This window comes from Haloferax gibbonsii (assembly GCF_001190965.1).
GTDB classification, from domain to species: Archaea; Halobacteriota; Halobacteria; order Halobacteriales; family Haloferacaceae; genus Haloferax; species Haloferax gibbonsii.
In genome coordinates this window covers 1,806,466-1,819,629 of sequence record NZ_CP011947.1, presented here as the reverse complement: position 1 = coordinate 1,819,629, position 13,164 = coordinate 1,806,466, and the positions used below count along the sequence as shown (strand labels likewise).

The 13,164-nt window shown below is 70.6% G+C and carries 11 protein-coding genes; 4 read left to right on the top strand and 7 right to left on the bottom strand.

Annotated features, from left to right (window positions below; all coding sequences use genetic code 11):
• Positions 1–60 precede the first annotated feature (60 nt).
• Both ABY42_RS09455 and ABY42_RS09450 read right to left on the bottom strand, forming a co-directional pair.
• Positions 61–1,089, bottom strand: coding sequence for a DUF58 domain-containing protein (locus ABY42_RS09455; protein WP_050459299.1), 1,029 nt, complete (start codon positions 1,087–1,089; stop codon positions 61–63).
• 5 nt (positions 1,090–1,094) lie between these two features.
• The gene (locus ABY42_RS09450) at positions 1,095–2,051 is read right to left on the bottom strand and encodes an AAA family ATPase (RefSeq protein ID WP_004976321.1); all 957 of its coding nucleotides are present in this window, start codon (positions 2,049–2,051) and stop codon (positions 1,095–1,097) included.
• Positions 2,052–2,247: 196 nt separating this feature from the next.
• On the opposite strand from ABY42_RS09450, the gene mutS reads away from it, so the two are divergent.
• The gene (gene mutS, locus ABY42_RS09445; RefSeq protein WP_050459298.1) at positions 2,248–5,007 is read left to right on the top strand and encodes a DNA mismatch repair protein MutS; all 2,760 of its coding nucleotides are present in this window, start codon (positions 2,248–2,250) and stop codon (positions 5,005–5,007) included.
• Positions 5,004–6,707: a DNA mismatch repair endonuclease MutL gene (gene mutL / locus ABY42_RS09440; RefSeq protein WP_050459297.1), complete on the top strand. Its 1,704-nt coding sequence runs from the start codon at positions 5,004–5,006 to the stop codon at positions 6,705–6,707. Before mutS ends, mutL begins: the two co-directional genes overlap by 4 nt.
• Positions 6,708–6,818: 111 nt before the next feature.
• On the opposite strand, the gene ABY42_RS09435 is transcribed toward mutL, so the two are convergent.
• Positions 6,819–7,106 carry a DUF7573 domain-containing protein gene (locus ABY42_RS09435; protein ID WP_050459294.1) on the bottom strand — a complete coding sequence of 96 codons (288 nt, stop codon included), beginning with the start codon at positions 7,104–7,106 and terminating at the stop codon, positions 6,819–6,821.
• A 154-nt stretch (positions 7,107–7,260) separates the two neighbouring features.
• Here ABY42_RS09435 and ABY42_RS09430 point away from each other — a divergent pair, with 154 nt between their 5' ends.
• A complete protein-coding gene (locus ABY42_RS09430; RefSeq protein ID WP_004976326.1) occupies positions 7,261–7,497 on the top strand; it encodes a hypothetical protein in 237 nt (78 codons plus the stop codon).
• On the opposite strand, the gene ABY42_RS09425 is transcribed toward ABY42_RS09430, so the two are convergent.
• From ABY42_RS09425 to ABY42_RS09415, 3 genes are all read right to left on the bottom strand, one after another.
• On the bottom strand, positions 7,451–8,437 hold the full coding sequence (locus ABY42_RS09425) for a 5,10-methylenetetrahydromethanopterin reductase (RefSeq protein WP_004976327.1): 987 nt from the start codon (positions 8,435–8,437) through the stop codon (positions 7,451–7,453). The genes ABY42_RS09430 and ABY42_RS09425 overlap by 47 nt on opposite strands.
• Before the next feature lie 41 nt (positions 8,438–8,478).
• On the bottom strand, positions 8,479–9,234 hold the full coding sequence (locus tag ABY42_RS09420) for a coenzyme F420-0:L-glutamate ligase (protein ID WP_050459293.1): 756 nt from the start codon (positions 9,232–9,234) through the stop codon (positions 8,479–8,481).
• 118 nt (positions 9,235–9,352) lie between these two features.
• Positions 9,353–9,847 carry a metallophosphoesterase family protein gene (locus ABY42_RS09415; RefSeq protein ID WP_004976330.1) on the bottom strand — a complete coding sequence of 165 codons (495 nt, stop codon included), beginning with the start codon at positions 9,845–9,847 and terminating at the stop codon, positions 9,353–9,355.
• 60 nt (positions 9,848–9,907) lie between these two features.
• Between ABY42_RS09415 and ABY42_RS09410 the strand changes: the two genes are divergently transcribed.
• Positions 9,908–11,140 carry an NUDIX domain-containing protein gene (locus ABY42_RS09410; RefSeq protein WP_050459292.1) on the top strand — a complete coding sequence of 411 codons (1,233 nt, stop codon included), beginning with the start codon at positions 9,908–9,910 and terminating at the stop codon, positions 11,138–11,140.
• Between the two features lie 307 nt (positions 11,141–11,447).
• Here the strand turns inward: ABY42_RS09410 and ABY42_RS09405 are convergent, their stop codons facing one another.
• Positions 11,448–13,160 (bottom strand): glycoside hydrolase family 13 protein, encoded by a 1,713-nt coding sequence (locus ABY42_RS09405; RefSeq protein ID WP_050459291.1) that lies wholly within the window; start codon positions 13,158–13,160, stop codon positions 11,448–11,450.
• Positions 13,161–13,164 lie beyond the last annotated feature (4 nt).

The following is a 13,164-nucleotide window of genomic DNA, read 5'->3' as shown; positions in this document are numbered from 1 at the left end:
GCGGCACCTCCGGTCGCGCAGGGCCTCGGCTCGCGCCGTCAGAACGGGCACGTGGACCCGTCACGCCGACACCCCCGAGTCGGCACCGCGGGTTCCGACGCGACTCGTCGGGTTCGGCACCGACGACTCGGCCGCGTCGCGCTTGGCGCGCAGGCGGTCGAACGTCGTCTCGCGCCCGCCGAGCGTGACGTACGTCTTTCCGGCGTCGCCGCTGACGACGACTTCGGCGGTCTCGTCGGGGACCGACCCCGAGCGGAGCCGCGAGAGGTGGACGAGGACGCGCCGGCGGTCGCCGGGCGTCGCTTCCACGACCCCCGCGGGCGAGGTGAGGTGGACCGGAACGCCGGCGTCGAGAAGCGCACAGCAGAGCGTCGCGGCCGCCTCCGCGGCGTCGTCCTCGTGGCCGTCGGTCGCGCCGGCGGAGACGCGAACCGCGTCGGCCGTGACCCGGTCGTCGTAGGCTTTCACCACGAGGTCGCCGGACTTGGCGCTCGACTTCCAGTGGATGTCGCGGAGCGGGTCGCCGGGGACGTACTCGCGCAGGCGGTCGAACTCGGCGCGCTCGTCGGTGCGCCCCGCGTCGGCGAGCGCCGAGAGGTCTCGCCGGGCCGCCGCCCCGAGCGAGCGGACCCGCGGGAAGACGAGCACTTCGGTCGTCCCGCCGGCGGTGAACGACTTCGAGAACATTCCGAGGATGTCGCGGGCGACGACGGTCGTCGGGCCGAGCGTCGCCGGGCCGCGACCGCGGTAGGTCACCTCGTAGTCGACGCGGCCGTCGCCGACGACCGAGTCGACCGCGGTGTCGCCGTCGAGGCCGGGCGAGAGCGCGTCGGTCGTGGTCGCCGGAAACGGCCTGTCGGCGTCGAGGGCGAGCGAGACGGTGCGGGTCTCGCCGGGGAAGCCGTCGTCGGGCGCGACGCGCTCGACGCGGGGCGGCGAGACGCGCCAGACCTGCACCGCGCCGACGACGAGGCCGACGGCGACCGGAACGACGACGGCGTTGAGCGCCCGCGGGCCGTAGGCGACGGCGTTGGCGACGCCGACGACCACGACCGCGACGGCGACCCAGCCGCGGAGGGTGAGCTTCATCGGTCTCACTCGACCGCGACGGTGTCGAGCGCCCGCTCGACCACGTCGCGGCCGGAGCGCTCGTCGGTCGTCCGGACGCGGTGGGCCCAGACGCTCCGCACCTCGCGCTGGACGTCGTCGGGGACGACGTAGTCGCGGGCGTCGAGGGCGGCGCGGGCCTGCGCGGCGCGGACGAGCGCGATGGAGCCGCGGGGGCTCACGCCGAGGTCGGCGCGCGCTCTGGTGTCGGCGGCGAGCCGAGAGACGTAGCGCCGGACCGGCTCGCTCACCGTCACGTCGAGGATGCGCTCGCGGGCGTCGCGCACGTCGCCGGCCGACGCGACGGGTTCGAGCGACTCGATGGGATGGTGGCCCGAGACGCGGCCGAGCAGTTCCGTCTCCTCGGCCTCGTTGGGGTAGCCGAGGTGAATCTTCTTCATGAACCGGTCGAGTTCGGCCAGCGGGAGGTCGTACGTTCGGTCGGGTTCCACGTCGTTCTGGGTCGCGATGACGGTGAAGGGGTCGGGGACGCGGCGGGTGACGCCGTCGACCGTGACCTGTAGCTCCTCCATGACTTCGAGGAGGGCGGCCTGCGTCTTCGGCGGCGCGCGGTTTATCTCGTCGCCGAGGACGACGTTTCCGAAGACCGGCCCCTCGCGGAACTCGAACTCGCTGGTCTGTTGGTTGAACACGTTCACGCCCGTCACGTCGGACGGGAGGAGGTCGGGCGTAAACTGGATGCGCTCGAACTCCCCCTCTATCGAGGTGGCGATGGCGCGGGCGAGCATCGTCTTGCCGACGCCCGGCACGTCCTCCAAGAGGAGGTGACCGCGGGCGAACAGCGCCACGATGATGTCTTCGATGGCGTCGTGGTGGCCGACGATGACGCGTTCGACGTTCTCGGAGATTCGTGTCGCGAGGTCCGACACCGCCTCGACCGAGAGCGCGGGGTCGAAGTCGGCGTCTGCATGTGCATCAGTCATTGATATCCCGGATTACCCGCCGACCGTGCCGAGAGGGACGACGGGTCTCTGTGTGCTATTATTGCTTCAGTCTACCTAACCTTGCTGGGTGTGTGCACGAGTCAACCGCGGGCGGCGAGCGAGCGGACGGCCGTCGACCGGGCCGTTCTCGGGCCGTTCCCGGGCGTTTTTATCGCTCGGCGACCCGGGTGTGGGTATGAACGCGGACGCCCAGCGGGAGGCGGTGTACGGCGCGCCGCCGGAGATGCTGGAAGTGCGGGACGACCTGACGCCGATGCTCTCGCAGTACGCCGACCTCTGTGCGGAACACGACGACGCCGTCGTGCTGTTTCAGGTCGGCGACTTCTACGAGGCGTTCTGCGGCGCGGCGGAGGCCGTCGCCCGCACCTGCGAGGTGACGCTGACCCAGCGCGAGGACTCCACCGGGACGTGGCCGATGGCGGGCATCCCCATCGACAACGCCGCGGGCTACCTCGAACGCCTGCTCGACGCCGGCTACCGGGTCGCGCTCGCGGAACAAGTCGAAGACGCCGAGGAGGCGTCCGGGCTCGTTGACCGCGCCGTCACCCAACTCATCACGCCCGGCACCGTCGTCGACGAGGAACTGCTCGACGCCGGGCGGGCGACCTACCTCGGCGCGGTCGCCCGAGGCGGCGGCGACGTCGAGAGCCGCGACAGCGACGCCGAGGACGACGCCGACACCTACGGCCTCGCCGTCGTGGACGTGTCGACCGGCGAGTGCCTCGTCACCGGGGCGGACCGCGCGCTGGCGCTCGAAGAACTGGAGCGCCTCGCGCCCGCCGAACTCGTCGTCGGCCCCGACTGCGACCTCCCGGACCTCTCGTTCGACCCGATGGAGACGCCGTTCGAACCGGGGGCGTTCGACGCCGACGCGGCCCGCGAGACGCTGTCGGCGTACGCGCCCCGGCCGGACGCCGTGGTCGAATCGGACGCCGAACTCCGGGCGGTCGGCGCGGCGCTCGCCTACGCCGAGTACGCGCAGGGCGACTCGACGCTAGAGTACGTCACCCGCGTCACGCGGTTCGACCCCCGCGAGTTCCTCCAACTCGACGCGACGGCCATCCGGAGCCTCGAACTGTTCGAGTCGCGGAGCGCCCGCGCCGGAAGCACGCTGTTTTCGGTCCTCGACGAGACGGCCTGCGCGCTCGGCCGCCGCCGACTCGAGGCGTGGCTCCGCCGCCCGCTCGTCGACCGCGACGAAATCGAGGCGCGACTGGACGCCGTTGACGCCCTCTGCGACGGCGCGCTCGCCCGCGCCGACCTCCGAGAGCACCTCTCGTCGGTGTACGACCTCGAACGGCTGGTCGCCCGCGTCTCCCGCGAGCGCGCCGACGCCCGCGACCTGCGCTCCCTGAAGACGACGCTCGACCGGGTTCCGAAGGTCCGCGAGGCGCTCGCCGGAACCGGTTCCGACCTCCTCGCGGACCTCCGCGACTCGCTGGACGAACTCGAAGACGTGCGCGACCTCGTCGGCGACGCAATCGTCTCCGACCCGCCCCAGGAGATTACGGAAGGCGGCGTCATCGCCGACGGCTTCGACGCCGAGCTGGACGACATCCGCGGCACCGCCGAGGCGGGCCGCGAGTGGGTGTCGAACCTCGAAGCCCGCGAGCAGGAACGCACCGGTATCGACTCGCTGGAGGTCGGCTACAACCAGGTCCACGGCTACTACATCGAGGTGACGAATCCGAACCTCGACCGCGTCCCCGACGACTACCGGCGCCGCCAGACGCTGAAGAACTCAGAGCGGTTCTACACGCCCGAACTGAAGGAGCGCGAAGACGAGATTCTCCGCGCCTCGGACCGCGCCGACGCCCTCGAATACGACCTGTTCTGCGAGGTTCGCGCCGACGTGGCGACCGAGTCCGCCCGGATTCAGGCCGTCGCCGACGCCCTCGCCGACCTCGACGTGCTCCGAACCCTCGCGGACGTGGCGGTCGCGAACGACTACGCCCGCCCCGAGTTCCACGCGGCCGGCCCGACCGACGAGCACGGCGGTATCCACATCGACGGCGGCAGACACCCCGTCGTCGAGCGTGCACAGGACGAGTTCGTGCCGAACCCCGCCGACCTCCCGCGGGGGAGCGTCGCGCTCGTCACCGGCCCCAACATGTCCGGGAAATCGACGTACATGCGGCAGGTCGCGCTCGGCTGCGTCCTCGCGCAGGTCGGGAGCTTCGTCCCCGCAGCGTCGGCCCGACTGCCGGTCCTCGACCGCGTGTTCACCCGCATCGGCGCGTCCGACGACATCGCGGGCGGGCAGTCGACGTTCATGCGCGAGATGAGCGAACTGACCGAAATCCTCCACAACGCCACCGGCGACTCGCTCGTCCTCCTCGACGAGGTCGGCCGCGGCACCTCCACCGCCGACGGCCTCGCCATCGCCCGCGCGGCCACCGAGTTCCTGCACGACGAGGTCGGCGCGACGACGCTCTTTGCGACCCACTACCACGACCTCACCGACGCGGCCGACGACCGCGAGGGCGTGTTCAACCTCCACTTCACCGCCGCGCGGCGCGACGGCGAAGTCACGTTCCTCCACAGCGTCGCCGACGGCCCCTCCTCGTCGTCTTACGGGGTCGAAGTGGCGCAGTTGGCCGGCGTGCCGGCGAGCGTCGTGGCGCGCGCTCGGGACCTCGTGGACGAGACTGACCCCGAGAGCGCGAACGACACCGAAGGCGATGGCGTCGCCGCCGCGAACGGCGAGGTCGCCGAGGCCGCCGAAGACGGCACGCTCGCGGCCTACGTCGATGGGTTAGAGAACGGCCACCGAGAGAGCGAGAGTCCGAACCGAGCAACTGCGACGACCGCGACGGCCGAACCGACCCCCGAACTCGAAGCCGTCGCCGAGGCGCTCCGCGAGGCCGACCTCGCGGACACCACGCCGCTGGAGGCGCTGAACCTCCTGTCGGACCTCAAAGGGAAGCTCGAATGATTCGCCGACTCGACCCGGGGACGCGCTCGAAAATCGCCGCCGGCGAGGTCGTCGCCCGCCCCGCGAGCGTCGCGGTCGAACTGGTGGAAAACGCCCTCGACGCCGGCGCGGAGACCGTCGAAATCGAGGTCGACGGCGACGGGACCGACCGAATCCGCGTCGCCGACGACGGCCGCGGGATGGCCGAGTCTGACGCCGCCCTCGCGGTCGAGCGGCACACGACGAGCAAGCTCTCGGCGGCCGACGACCTCGAAACCGTCGAGACGCTCGGCTTCCGGGGCGAGGCGCTCCCGAGCATCGCCGCGGCCGCCGCCCGACTCGAACTGACGACGAACGACGGCGGCCCGCGCGGGACGCGAGTCGTCGTCGACGGCGGCGGGGACGCGACCGACGGCGAACACGACAAGACCGTCTCGCCCGCGGGTCGGGCGCGCGGGACGACGGTCGAAGTGACCGGCCTCTTTTCGGACCGCCCGGCCCGGAAGAAGTCGCTCGCGTCGCCGAAAGCCGAGTTCGCCCGCGTCTCGGCGGTCGTCACGCGCTACGCGCTCACGCGGCCGGACGTGCGGTTCGTCCTGCGACACGACGGCCGGGAGACGCTCGCGACGCCCGGCACCGACCGCTTCGCCGACGCGCTCTTGGCGGTGTACGGCCGCGACGCCGCGAGCCACGCCTCGACGTTCGACTCGGCGCGAGAGGTCTCGGCGGCCGGCGAGACGGCCACGGTCGAGGTCGACGCCGCGCTCTGTCACCCGGAGGTGACGCGCTCCCGACGCGACCACGTCCACGTCTCGGTCAACGGCCGCGCCCTCGCCGAACCGCGGCTCCGCCGGGCGGTCGCCGACGGCTACGGGACGCTGCTTCCCGACGGACGCGAACCGGTCGGCGTCGTCCGACTCCGTCTACCGCCCGCGTGGGTCGACCACAACGTCCACCCCGCGAAGGACGAGGTGGGCTTCAGAGACGCCGACGCGGTCGCCGAGGCGGTCGAGTCGAGCGTCCGCGACGCGCTCTCGACCGCGGACCTCCGGCGGAGCGGCGAGGTGGCGATGGACCTCGATAGCTCGCTCGCGCCCGTCGAGGCCGCGTCGGTGTTCGACGACCTCCGCGTCATCGGGCGCTTCCGCGGCCTGTACCTGCTCTGTGAGGCCGGCGACGAACTCCTCGTCGTCGACCAGCACGCGGCCCACGAGCGCATCAACTACGAGCGACTCCGCGAGGCGGTCGAGTCGGCGGGCATCGACGCCCTCTCCGTCGACCCGCCGGCGACCGTCTCGCTGTCGCCGACCGACGCGGCGCTCCTCGACGCGAACCGCGACCTCGTGGAGAAACTGGGTTTCCGCGTCGCCGAGTTCGGCGACGGGAGCAGGAGCGGGAGCGGGTCCGGAACCTACCGCGTCGAGGCCGTGCCCGCGCCGCTCGGCCGGCCGTTCGCCCCGGACGCGCTCGCGGACGTGGTGGCCGATGTCGCCGCCGGCGACGACGCCGACCCGCGGGACGAACTCCTCAAAGACCTCGCGTGCCATCCGTCGATTAAAGCGGGCGACGACCTCACCGACGACGAGGCCGCGCGGGTAGTCGAGCGACTCGGGTCGTGCGAGACGCCCTACACCTGTCCGCACGGCCGACCCACGGTGCTCGCCATCGACGAGGAGACGTTCGTCCGCGGGTTCGGCCGGCGAAGCGGCCGGCTCGGGTAGCGCTCGGCGGGAGCAACCTTGCCGAGCCACCCCGTCGCCGTCGTTCGAAGTGGCGCGGTTGCTGGTGGGGAGATGAATACGACGTAGCGACCAGCGTGGCGCGCCCGGTCGCTACCAGTCCTTGCAGTCGAGACAGACGTACTCGTCGCCGTCGAGCCACCGCTTTTGCACCGACTCGCCGCACTGGGGGCACGGCGTGGCTTCGGGGGTCCATCGGTACGTGGCGAGCGTGCTCACGTCGCGGTCGTCGGGGGCGTCGGAATCGACGGCGTCGTCGGCGTCGGCAGAATCAACGGCGTCGTCCGCGACGTCGGAACCGTCAGCGTCGTCGTCGACCGTCGGTTCGTCGGCCGCTCCGTCGTCGCCGCCGGCGAAGTCGTCGAGCGAGCGGTTCGGCATGACTCAGCGTCCGTGGGCGCGGTCCTTATCGGTGCCGACCGAGCCGCGCCGCTGACGGCCGCCGCGAACCGCGGGGCGGCGAGCGGCTCACCGGACGGGGCGAGCGCCGTGCGAAACCCACACAATCAATACCCCCGAATCCCGAGAGTCGCGCATGGCAACACTCACGGACTTCGTCATCGCGCTCCTCACGAGCGTCCTCGAACTGGTGGTGACCTTCGCCGACGTGGCGCTGAGCGACCCGCTTTCCACGGTGAGTTTCCTCTTCGGCAACATCTTCATCCTCCTCGCCGTCGGCGCGTTCGCCTATCTCGTCGTCGGCGCGCTCGGCGCGGAACTCGGCATCATCGGCGTCGGCTCGTCGACCGGTAGGCCGCCGCAGCGAGAGTAATCGCTTCTTCGAGGTCGGGGCCGACCGGCGACCCGACCACGACGCCGTCAGCGTGTTCGAGCACCGCGTCCATCCGGTCGGCCACGTCGTCCGGCGTGCCGGCCATCGAGAAGGCGTCTATCATCGCCGGCGTGACGAGGCCGAACGCCTCGGAGAACGCGCCGGCGGAAATCTTCTCGCCGATGTCGCCCGCGCGCTCGGCGTCGATGCCGTGTCTGTCGAGGACCGGCGGGGCCGCCCCCGCGGTGATAAAGGCGACCGGCGGGCGGGCGGCCTCGCGAGCCGCGTCCTCGTCTTCCGAGACGGAGACGCTGGCGTAGGCGGCGAGGGTGAACTCGCCGCGCGAGTCGGGGCGGTCCTCGACGCCGATATCGACCTGTTCTCTGGCCCACGCGAGGTCGTCGGGATGCGAGCCGTTGAACAGCAGGCCGTCTGCGTGCTTGCCGGCCATGCGACACATGTGCGGCCCCTCGCCGCCGACGTACACCGGCACCTCGCCGGGCACGTCGAAGTTGAGGCCGGCGTCGGTCGCCTCGAACGTGCCGTCGTGGGTGACGCGCTCGCCGTCCCAGAGCCGCTGTGCGACCTTGAACGCCTCCAGCACGGAGCGGAGGCCGCGCTCGTCTTCGAGGCCGAGGTTGCGGAGCGTCGAGGGGTCGCCGGGGCCGATGCCGAGGAGGCCGCGGCCGCCGGATGCCTCGGCGACGGTCGCCACCTTGCCGGCGAGCGTCACGGGGTGTAGCTCGTAGGGGTTGGCGACGCCGGGGCCGAGGCGGATGTCGTCGGTCTCGGCCGCGAGCCGCGCGAGGACCGCGAAGGGGTCGCGGTTGTTGTAGTGACACGAGACGAACAGGGAGTCGTAGCCCTCGCGTTCCGCCTGCGTGCCCAGTTCGACGAGGTCGTCGACGGGATGTTCCGGGGTGAGTTCGAGTCCGAGCATGGTGTGAGCGTGGTGTGAGCGTGGAATGGTGGAGCGAGTCGTCAGGGGTCGTAGCGCCACTCGCGGAGCGCCTGTCGCACGAAGTCGCCGTCGATGTCGCGGAAGTGGGCGTCGCTCTCGCCGTGGTCGCCCCACTCGAAGCCGCGGACGACGACGACGGGCGTGCCGCCGTCGCCCTCGCCCTGCACGAGGTTCGCGGCCGCGGCGAGTTCGTCCACGACGCTCTCGACGGTGACGCCGAGCTCGCGGCCGTCGCGGTCGGCCTCGCCGCGCCAGTCGCGCGAGGCGCTCAGCCCCGCCCAGCCGATGGCGACGCCGCGCTGCCCGTGTCGGAACGGCCGGCCGCAGGTGTCGGTGACGACGACTCGGTCGGCGTCGACGCCGGCGCGGATGCGCTCGGCCGACTCGCTCGGGCGCTTCGGGAGCAACAGCAGGTCGTGGTCGGGGACGTTCGAGCGGTCGATGCCGGCGTTGACGCCGACGTGGCCGAACCGCGTCTCGGTCAGGAGGAACGGCTCCGACATGACGAGGTCGACGCTCTCTTCGAGGACCGCCTGCGCGAACCGCGGGTCCTTCTCGTCGCCGGTCAGTTCGGCGAGGCGGGCGGCGAGTTCGCGCGCCCGCGGGCCGGCCGGGAAGTCGTCGAGGTCGGCGAACCGCCCTTCGGCCTTCGAGACGACGGTAGAGGCGACGCAGACCACGTCGTCGGGCCGAAGGTCGACGCGCTCCGAGACGAGGGCGGCGAGGTCGTCGCCCTCGCGGACCTCGGGCACGTCGGGGACGGGAAACAGCTCCATACCGAGTCGGAAGGCGAGGGCGGTGAAAAACGACGGGATGCTGGCGAACCGGGCCGGTATCGCAGGCGGTCGACCGGAGAGCGGTTCGGGGAGCGACGACACGCCGACTGCGCCGAGTTCAGTCGTCGCGGACGACTTCGACCGACAGCGAGCCGTCGACGACCGAGCCGACCATCATCGTGGCGTCGTCGCCCGGGTTGGCCGCCGTCGCCGTGCCGGGGTTGAGGACGCGGATGCCGTCGACCACTTCGTCGACCACCTCGTGGATGTGGCCCGCGACGCCGACCGCGCCGTCGCCCGCGGCGTCCCTGACCGCGTCGGCGACGCGGGACTCGTAGCCCGTTCTCGTGCCCGTGCCGTGGGTGACGACGAACGTGAGTCCGTCGACCTCCGCGACCTCGACGAACGGGAGGTCGATGGCCGGCGGGTCGATGTTCCCGCGGACGCCGACGAACCGCGCCGAGAGGTCGCGGAGGCGGTCGAGGGTGTCCGGCGAGTCGAAGTCGCCCGCGTGAATCACGAGGTCGGCCGAGCGGACCCGGTCTTCGACCCACCCCGGAATCCCGTCGGCCCGCCCCGGAACGTGCGTGTCGCTCAGGATAGCGAGTCGCATACCGACACCACGCGACCGGCCTGAATAGTCGTTTTGTCAGTCGCGGACGTAAGTCTGGATATGCCACACGTCGTCACCGTCTTCCTCCGAAACGGCGGCCGCGTCCTCCTCGCCCGCCGGAGCGAGGCGGTCGGAACGTACCAGTGCCGCTGGGCCGGCGTCTCGGGCTACGTCGAGGGCGACCCCGACGACGCCGAGCGCGACGCCCGACGCGAACTCGCCGAGGAACTCGGCGTCCGCGAGGCCGACGCCGACCTCGTCCGCGCGGGAACGCCCGTCTCCGTCGCCGACGACGGCCGCGAGTGGACCGTCCACCCGTTCCTGTTCGACGCGCGGAGCCGCGGCGTCGACCCGAACGAGGAACTCGCCGCGGTCGAGTGGGTCCACCCGACCGCGATTCGGGACCGCGAGACGGTCCCCGGACTGTGGACGGCCTACCGCCGGGTCGCACCCGCGGTCGAGACCGTCGCCGCCGACGAGACCCACGGCTCGGCGTGGATTTCGCTCCGGGCGCTCGAAGTCCTGCGCGACGCCGCCGCCGAGGCGGACTCGCGGGACGCGGTCGCGTCGGTCGCCCGGCGACTCCGCGACGCCCGCCCGAGCATGGCCGCCGTCGAGAACCGCGTCAACCGCGTCATGGCCGACTCGGAGACTGACCCCGAATCGGTCCGCCGACGGGCCGAGGCGGCCATCGACGCCGCGGCAGAGGCTGACGACTCGGCGGCCGCCAGCGCCGCCGAACTCGTCCGGGAGCGCGGGTTCGACCGAATCGCCACGCTCTCGCGGTCGGGGACGGTCCTCGCGGCGCTCGAATCCGCCGGGGCGAGTGTCCTCGTCTCCGAGTCCCGACCGGGCGGCGAGGGCGTCGGCGTCGCGGAGCGACTCGTCCGTCTGGGACTCAGCGTGACGCTGACGACCGACGCGGCGCTCCCCGGACTCGTCGCGGGCGGCGAAGCCGACGCCGTCCTCCTCGGGGCCGACTCCGTGCTCGCGTCCGGCGGCGTCGTCAACAAGGTCGGAAGCCTCCCCGTGGCGCTCGCGGCCGCCCGCGCCGACGTCCCCGTCTTCGCCGTCTGCGCCCGCGACAAGATTCGCGGCGACGACCGCGTCCTCGGCGAGGACGCCGGGAGACTGTACGACGGCGAGGCCGAGATAGGAACCGAGAACCCACTTTTCGAGGTGGTCCCCGCGGACCTGCTCTCGGGCGTCGTCACCGAAGGCGGCGTGTTGGACGCCGATGCGGTTTCTACGATTGCGGAAGAACACGCCGCGCTCGCCGAGTGGGACGGCTGAGGCGGGAGTTCGGACTCGTGGGGGGAGGTCGTCGCCAGTCGTCACCGCCGCCACCGTCGCCACCGCCGTCCCGCGGGCCGAAAAGGGTGGATTCTTGAGCGTCCGACTCTGACGGCGACACGGTGGCGATGACGAAGGTTACCCCCACTCAGCCCCTTGTGATGACACGTTACAACTGAGCCACCATCTCACTACCGCGCTGAGTCGACACGACACATCCTCTAGTATCGCGTGTGTTTCGCCTGCGACCCGCTACTCAGAGAACGCGAGTGAGAACAGAGAGACGGGAGCGCCGGTTCGGCGTCCCTCAGGTGGAACCGACTCGGTAGACCGTCGCCTCGTAGGGGTCGAACGACCCGGCGGACGGGTCGTCGGAAACGCCGTCGTAGTTACTGAGCACCACTTCGGCGTGGCTCGTCTCCACCACGAGGTCGTCGAGGGTCGCGGTGTCGTCGGACCAGTTGAGAACGACCAGCATCCGCTCGTCGCCGAGCGTTCGCGTATACGCGTATAGCTGCTCGTCGTCCGGGAGCAAGTCGTCGTACTCACCGTAGACGAACGCGTCTTCGTCGTGGCGGAGGTCGATAAGCCGCCGGTAGTGGTTCCAGACGGAGTCCGGGTCGGTGAGTGACGATTCGACGTTGATGTCGGTGTAGTTCTCGTTGGCGGCGAACCACGGGTCGCCGGTGGTGAACCCCGCGTTCGGTTCGTCCGACCACTGCATCGGTGTGCGGGCGTGGTCTCGGCTTCGGTGGTTAACGAGGTCCGCGGCGTCGTCGTAGGTATCGATAGCACCCTCTTCGAGAAGTTCCTCGACGATGCCGACGGTCATCGGGTCGTCGAGTTCGTCGAGGCTCGAAAACACGTCGTTCGTCATGCCAATCTCTTCGCCCTGATAGATGTACGGCGTTCCGCGAAGCGTCAAGAGGAACGTCGCGACGAGTTTCGCGCTCTCTTCGCGATACGCCTCGTCGTCGCCGAAGTGGGAAACGAGTCGGGGCTGGTCGTGATTCCCGAAGAAGAGCGCCGGCCAGTCGATTTCGCCCTGCTGCTGACCGATAATCTCCTTGAGATCAGTGAGGTCCCACTCGCCGAACTGTTCCGGGTCCCACGGGCCGTCCGGCCCGGCGGTGACCCCCATGTGCTCGAACTGGAAGACCGTGTTGAGCCCGCCCTCACCGGTGTACTCGTCCACCTGCTCAATGTCTGCGCCCCCCATCTCACCGACGGTCATCGTGTCGTATCCCTCGAACGCCGTCGCGAGTTCAGTAAGATACTCGCGAAGGCGAGGGCCGTGGCTGAAGTGTTCCAGCCCGGTAATCGGTTCGTCGGAGTCCCCGTCGGGGTATCCGTCGGCCTTCGAGAGGTGGTCGATGGCGTCGAGGCGAAAGCCGTCGATACCCTTTTCGAGCCACCACGTGACCACGTCCGCGACGGCGTCTCGGACGTCGGGGTTGCGCCAGTTCAGGTCCGGTTGTTCGGGGTCGAAGAGGTGGAGGTACCACTGTCCGCGTTCCTCGTCGTAGGACCAGGCGGGGCCGCCGAAAATCGACTGCCAGTTGTTCGGCGGTTCGTCAGGGTCGCCGTCTTGCCAGTGATAATAGTCTTCGTAGCCGTCCTCGCAACGCCGGGACTTCTGGAACCACACGTGTTGTTTCGAGGTGTGGTTGACGACGAGGTCCATGATGAGGCGGATGTCTCGTTCGTGGAGGGCGTCGCGGAGCGCTTCCCAGTCCGTCATCGTCCCGAACTCGTCCATTATCGAGCGGTAGTCGCGGATGTCGTAGCCGTTGTCGGCGTTCGGCGAGTCGTACACCGGACAGAGCCAGACGACGTCGACACCTAATTCGTCGAGGTAGTCCGCTTTTTCGGTGATGCCGGGGATATCGCCGACACCAGTACCGTCGCTGTCGTTGAAGCTTCGTGGGTAGATCTGGTAGACGACCGCCTCCTTCCACCACGCTCGGTCGACGTTCGTGTCTCGGGGCAGTGCTATCGTCTGGGAGTCGTGTGTCGTCATCGTG

Coding starts and splice junctions, on each gene's coding strand:
- mutS (WP_050459298.1), top strand. CDS start 2,248: ATGAACGCGGACGCCCAGCGGGAGGCGGTGTACGGCGCGCCGCCGGAG.
- ABY42_RS09405 (WP_050459291.1), bottom strand. CDS start 13,160: ATGACGACACACGACTCCCAGACGATAGCACTGCCCCGAGACACGAAC.
- mutL (WP_050459297.1), top strand. CDS start 5,004: ATGATTCGCCGACTCGACCCGGGGACGCGCTCGAAAATCGCCGCCGGC.
- ABY42_RS09410 (WP_050459292.1), top strand. CDS start 9,908: ATGCCACACGTCGTCACCGTCTTCCTCCGAAACGGCGGCCGCGTCCTC.
- ABY42_RS09425 (WP_004976327.1), bottom strand. CDS start 8,437: ATGCTCGGACTCGAACTCACCCCGGAACATCCCGTCGACGACCTCGTC.
- ABY42_RS09455 (WP_050459299.1), bottom strand. CDS start 1,089: ATGAAGCTCACCCTCCGCGGCTGGGTCGCCGTCGCGGTCGTGGTCGTC.
- ABY42_RS09450 (WP_004976321.1), bottom strand. CDS start 2,051: ATGACTGATGCACATGCAGACGCCGACTTCGACCCCGCGCTCTCGGTC.
- ABY42_RS09435 (WP_050459294.1), bottom strand. CDS start 7,106: ATGCCGAACCGCTCGCTCGACGACTTCGCCGGCGGCGACGACGGAGCG.
- ABY42_RS09420 (WP_050459293.1), bottom strand. CDS start 9,234: ATGGAGCTGTTTCCCGTCCCCGACGTGCCCGAGGTCCGCGAGGGCGAC.
- ABY42_RS09430 (WP_004976326.1), top strand. CDS start 7,261: ATGGCAACACTCACGGACTTCGTCATCGCGCTCCTCACGAGCGTCCTC.
- ABY42_RS09415 (WP_004976330.1), bottom strand. CDS start 9,847: ATGCGACTCGCTATCCTGAGCGACACGCACGTTCCGGGGCGGGCCGAC.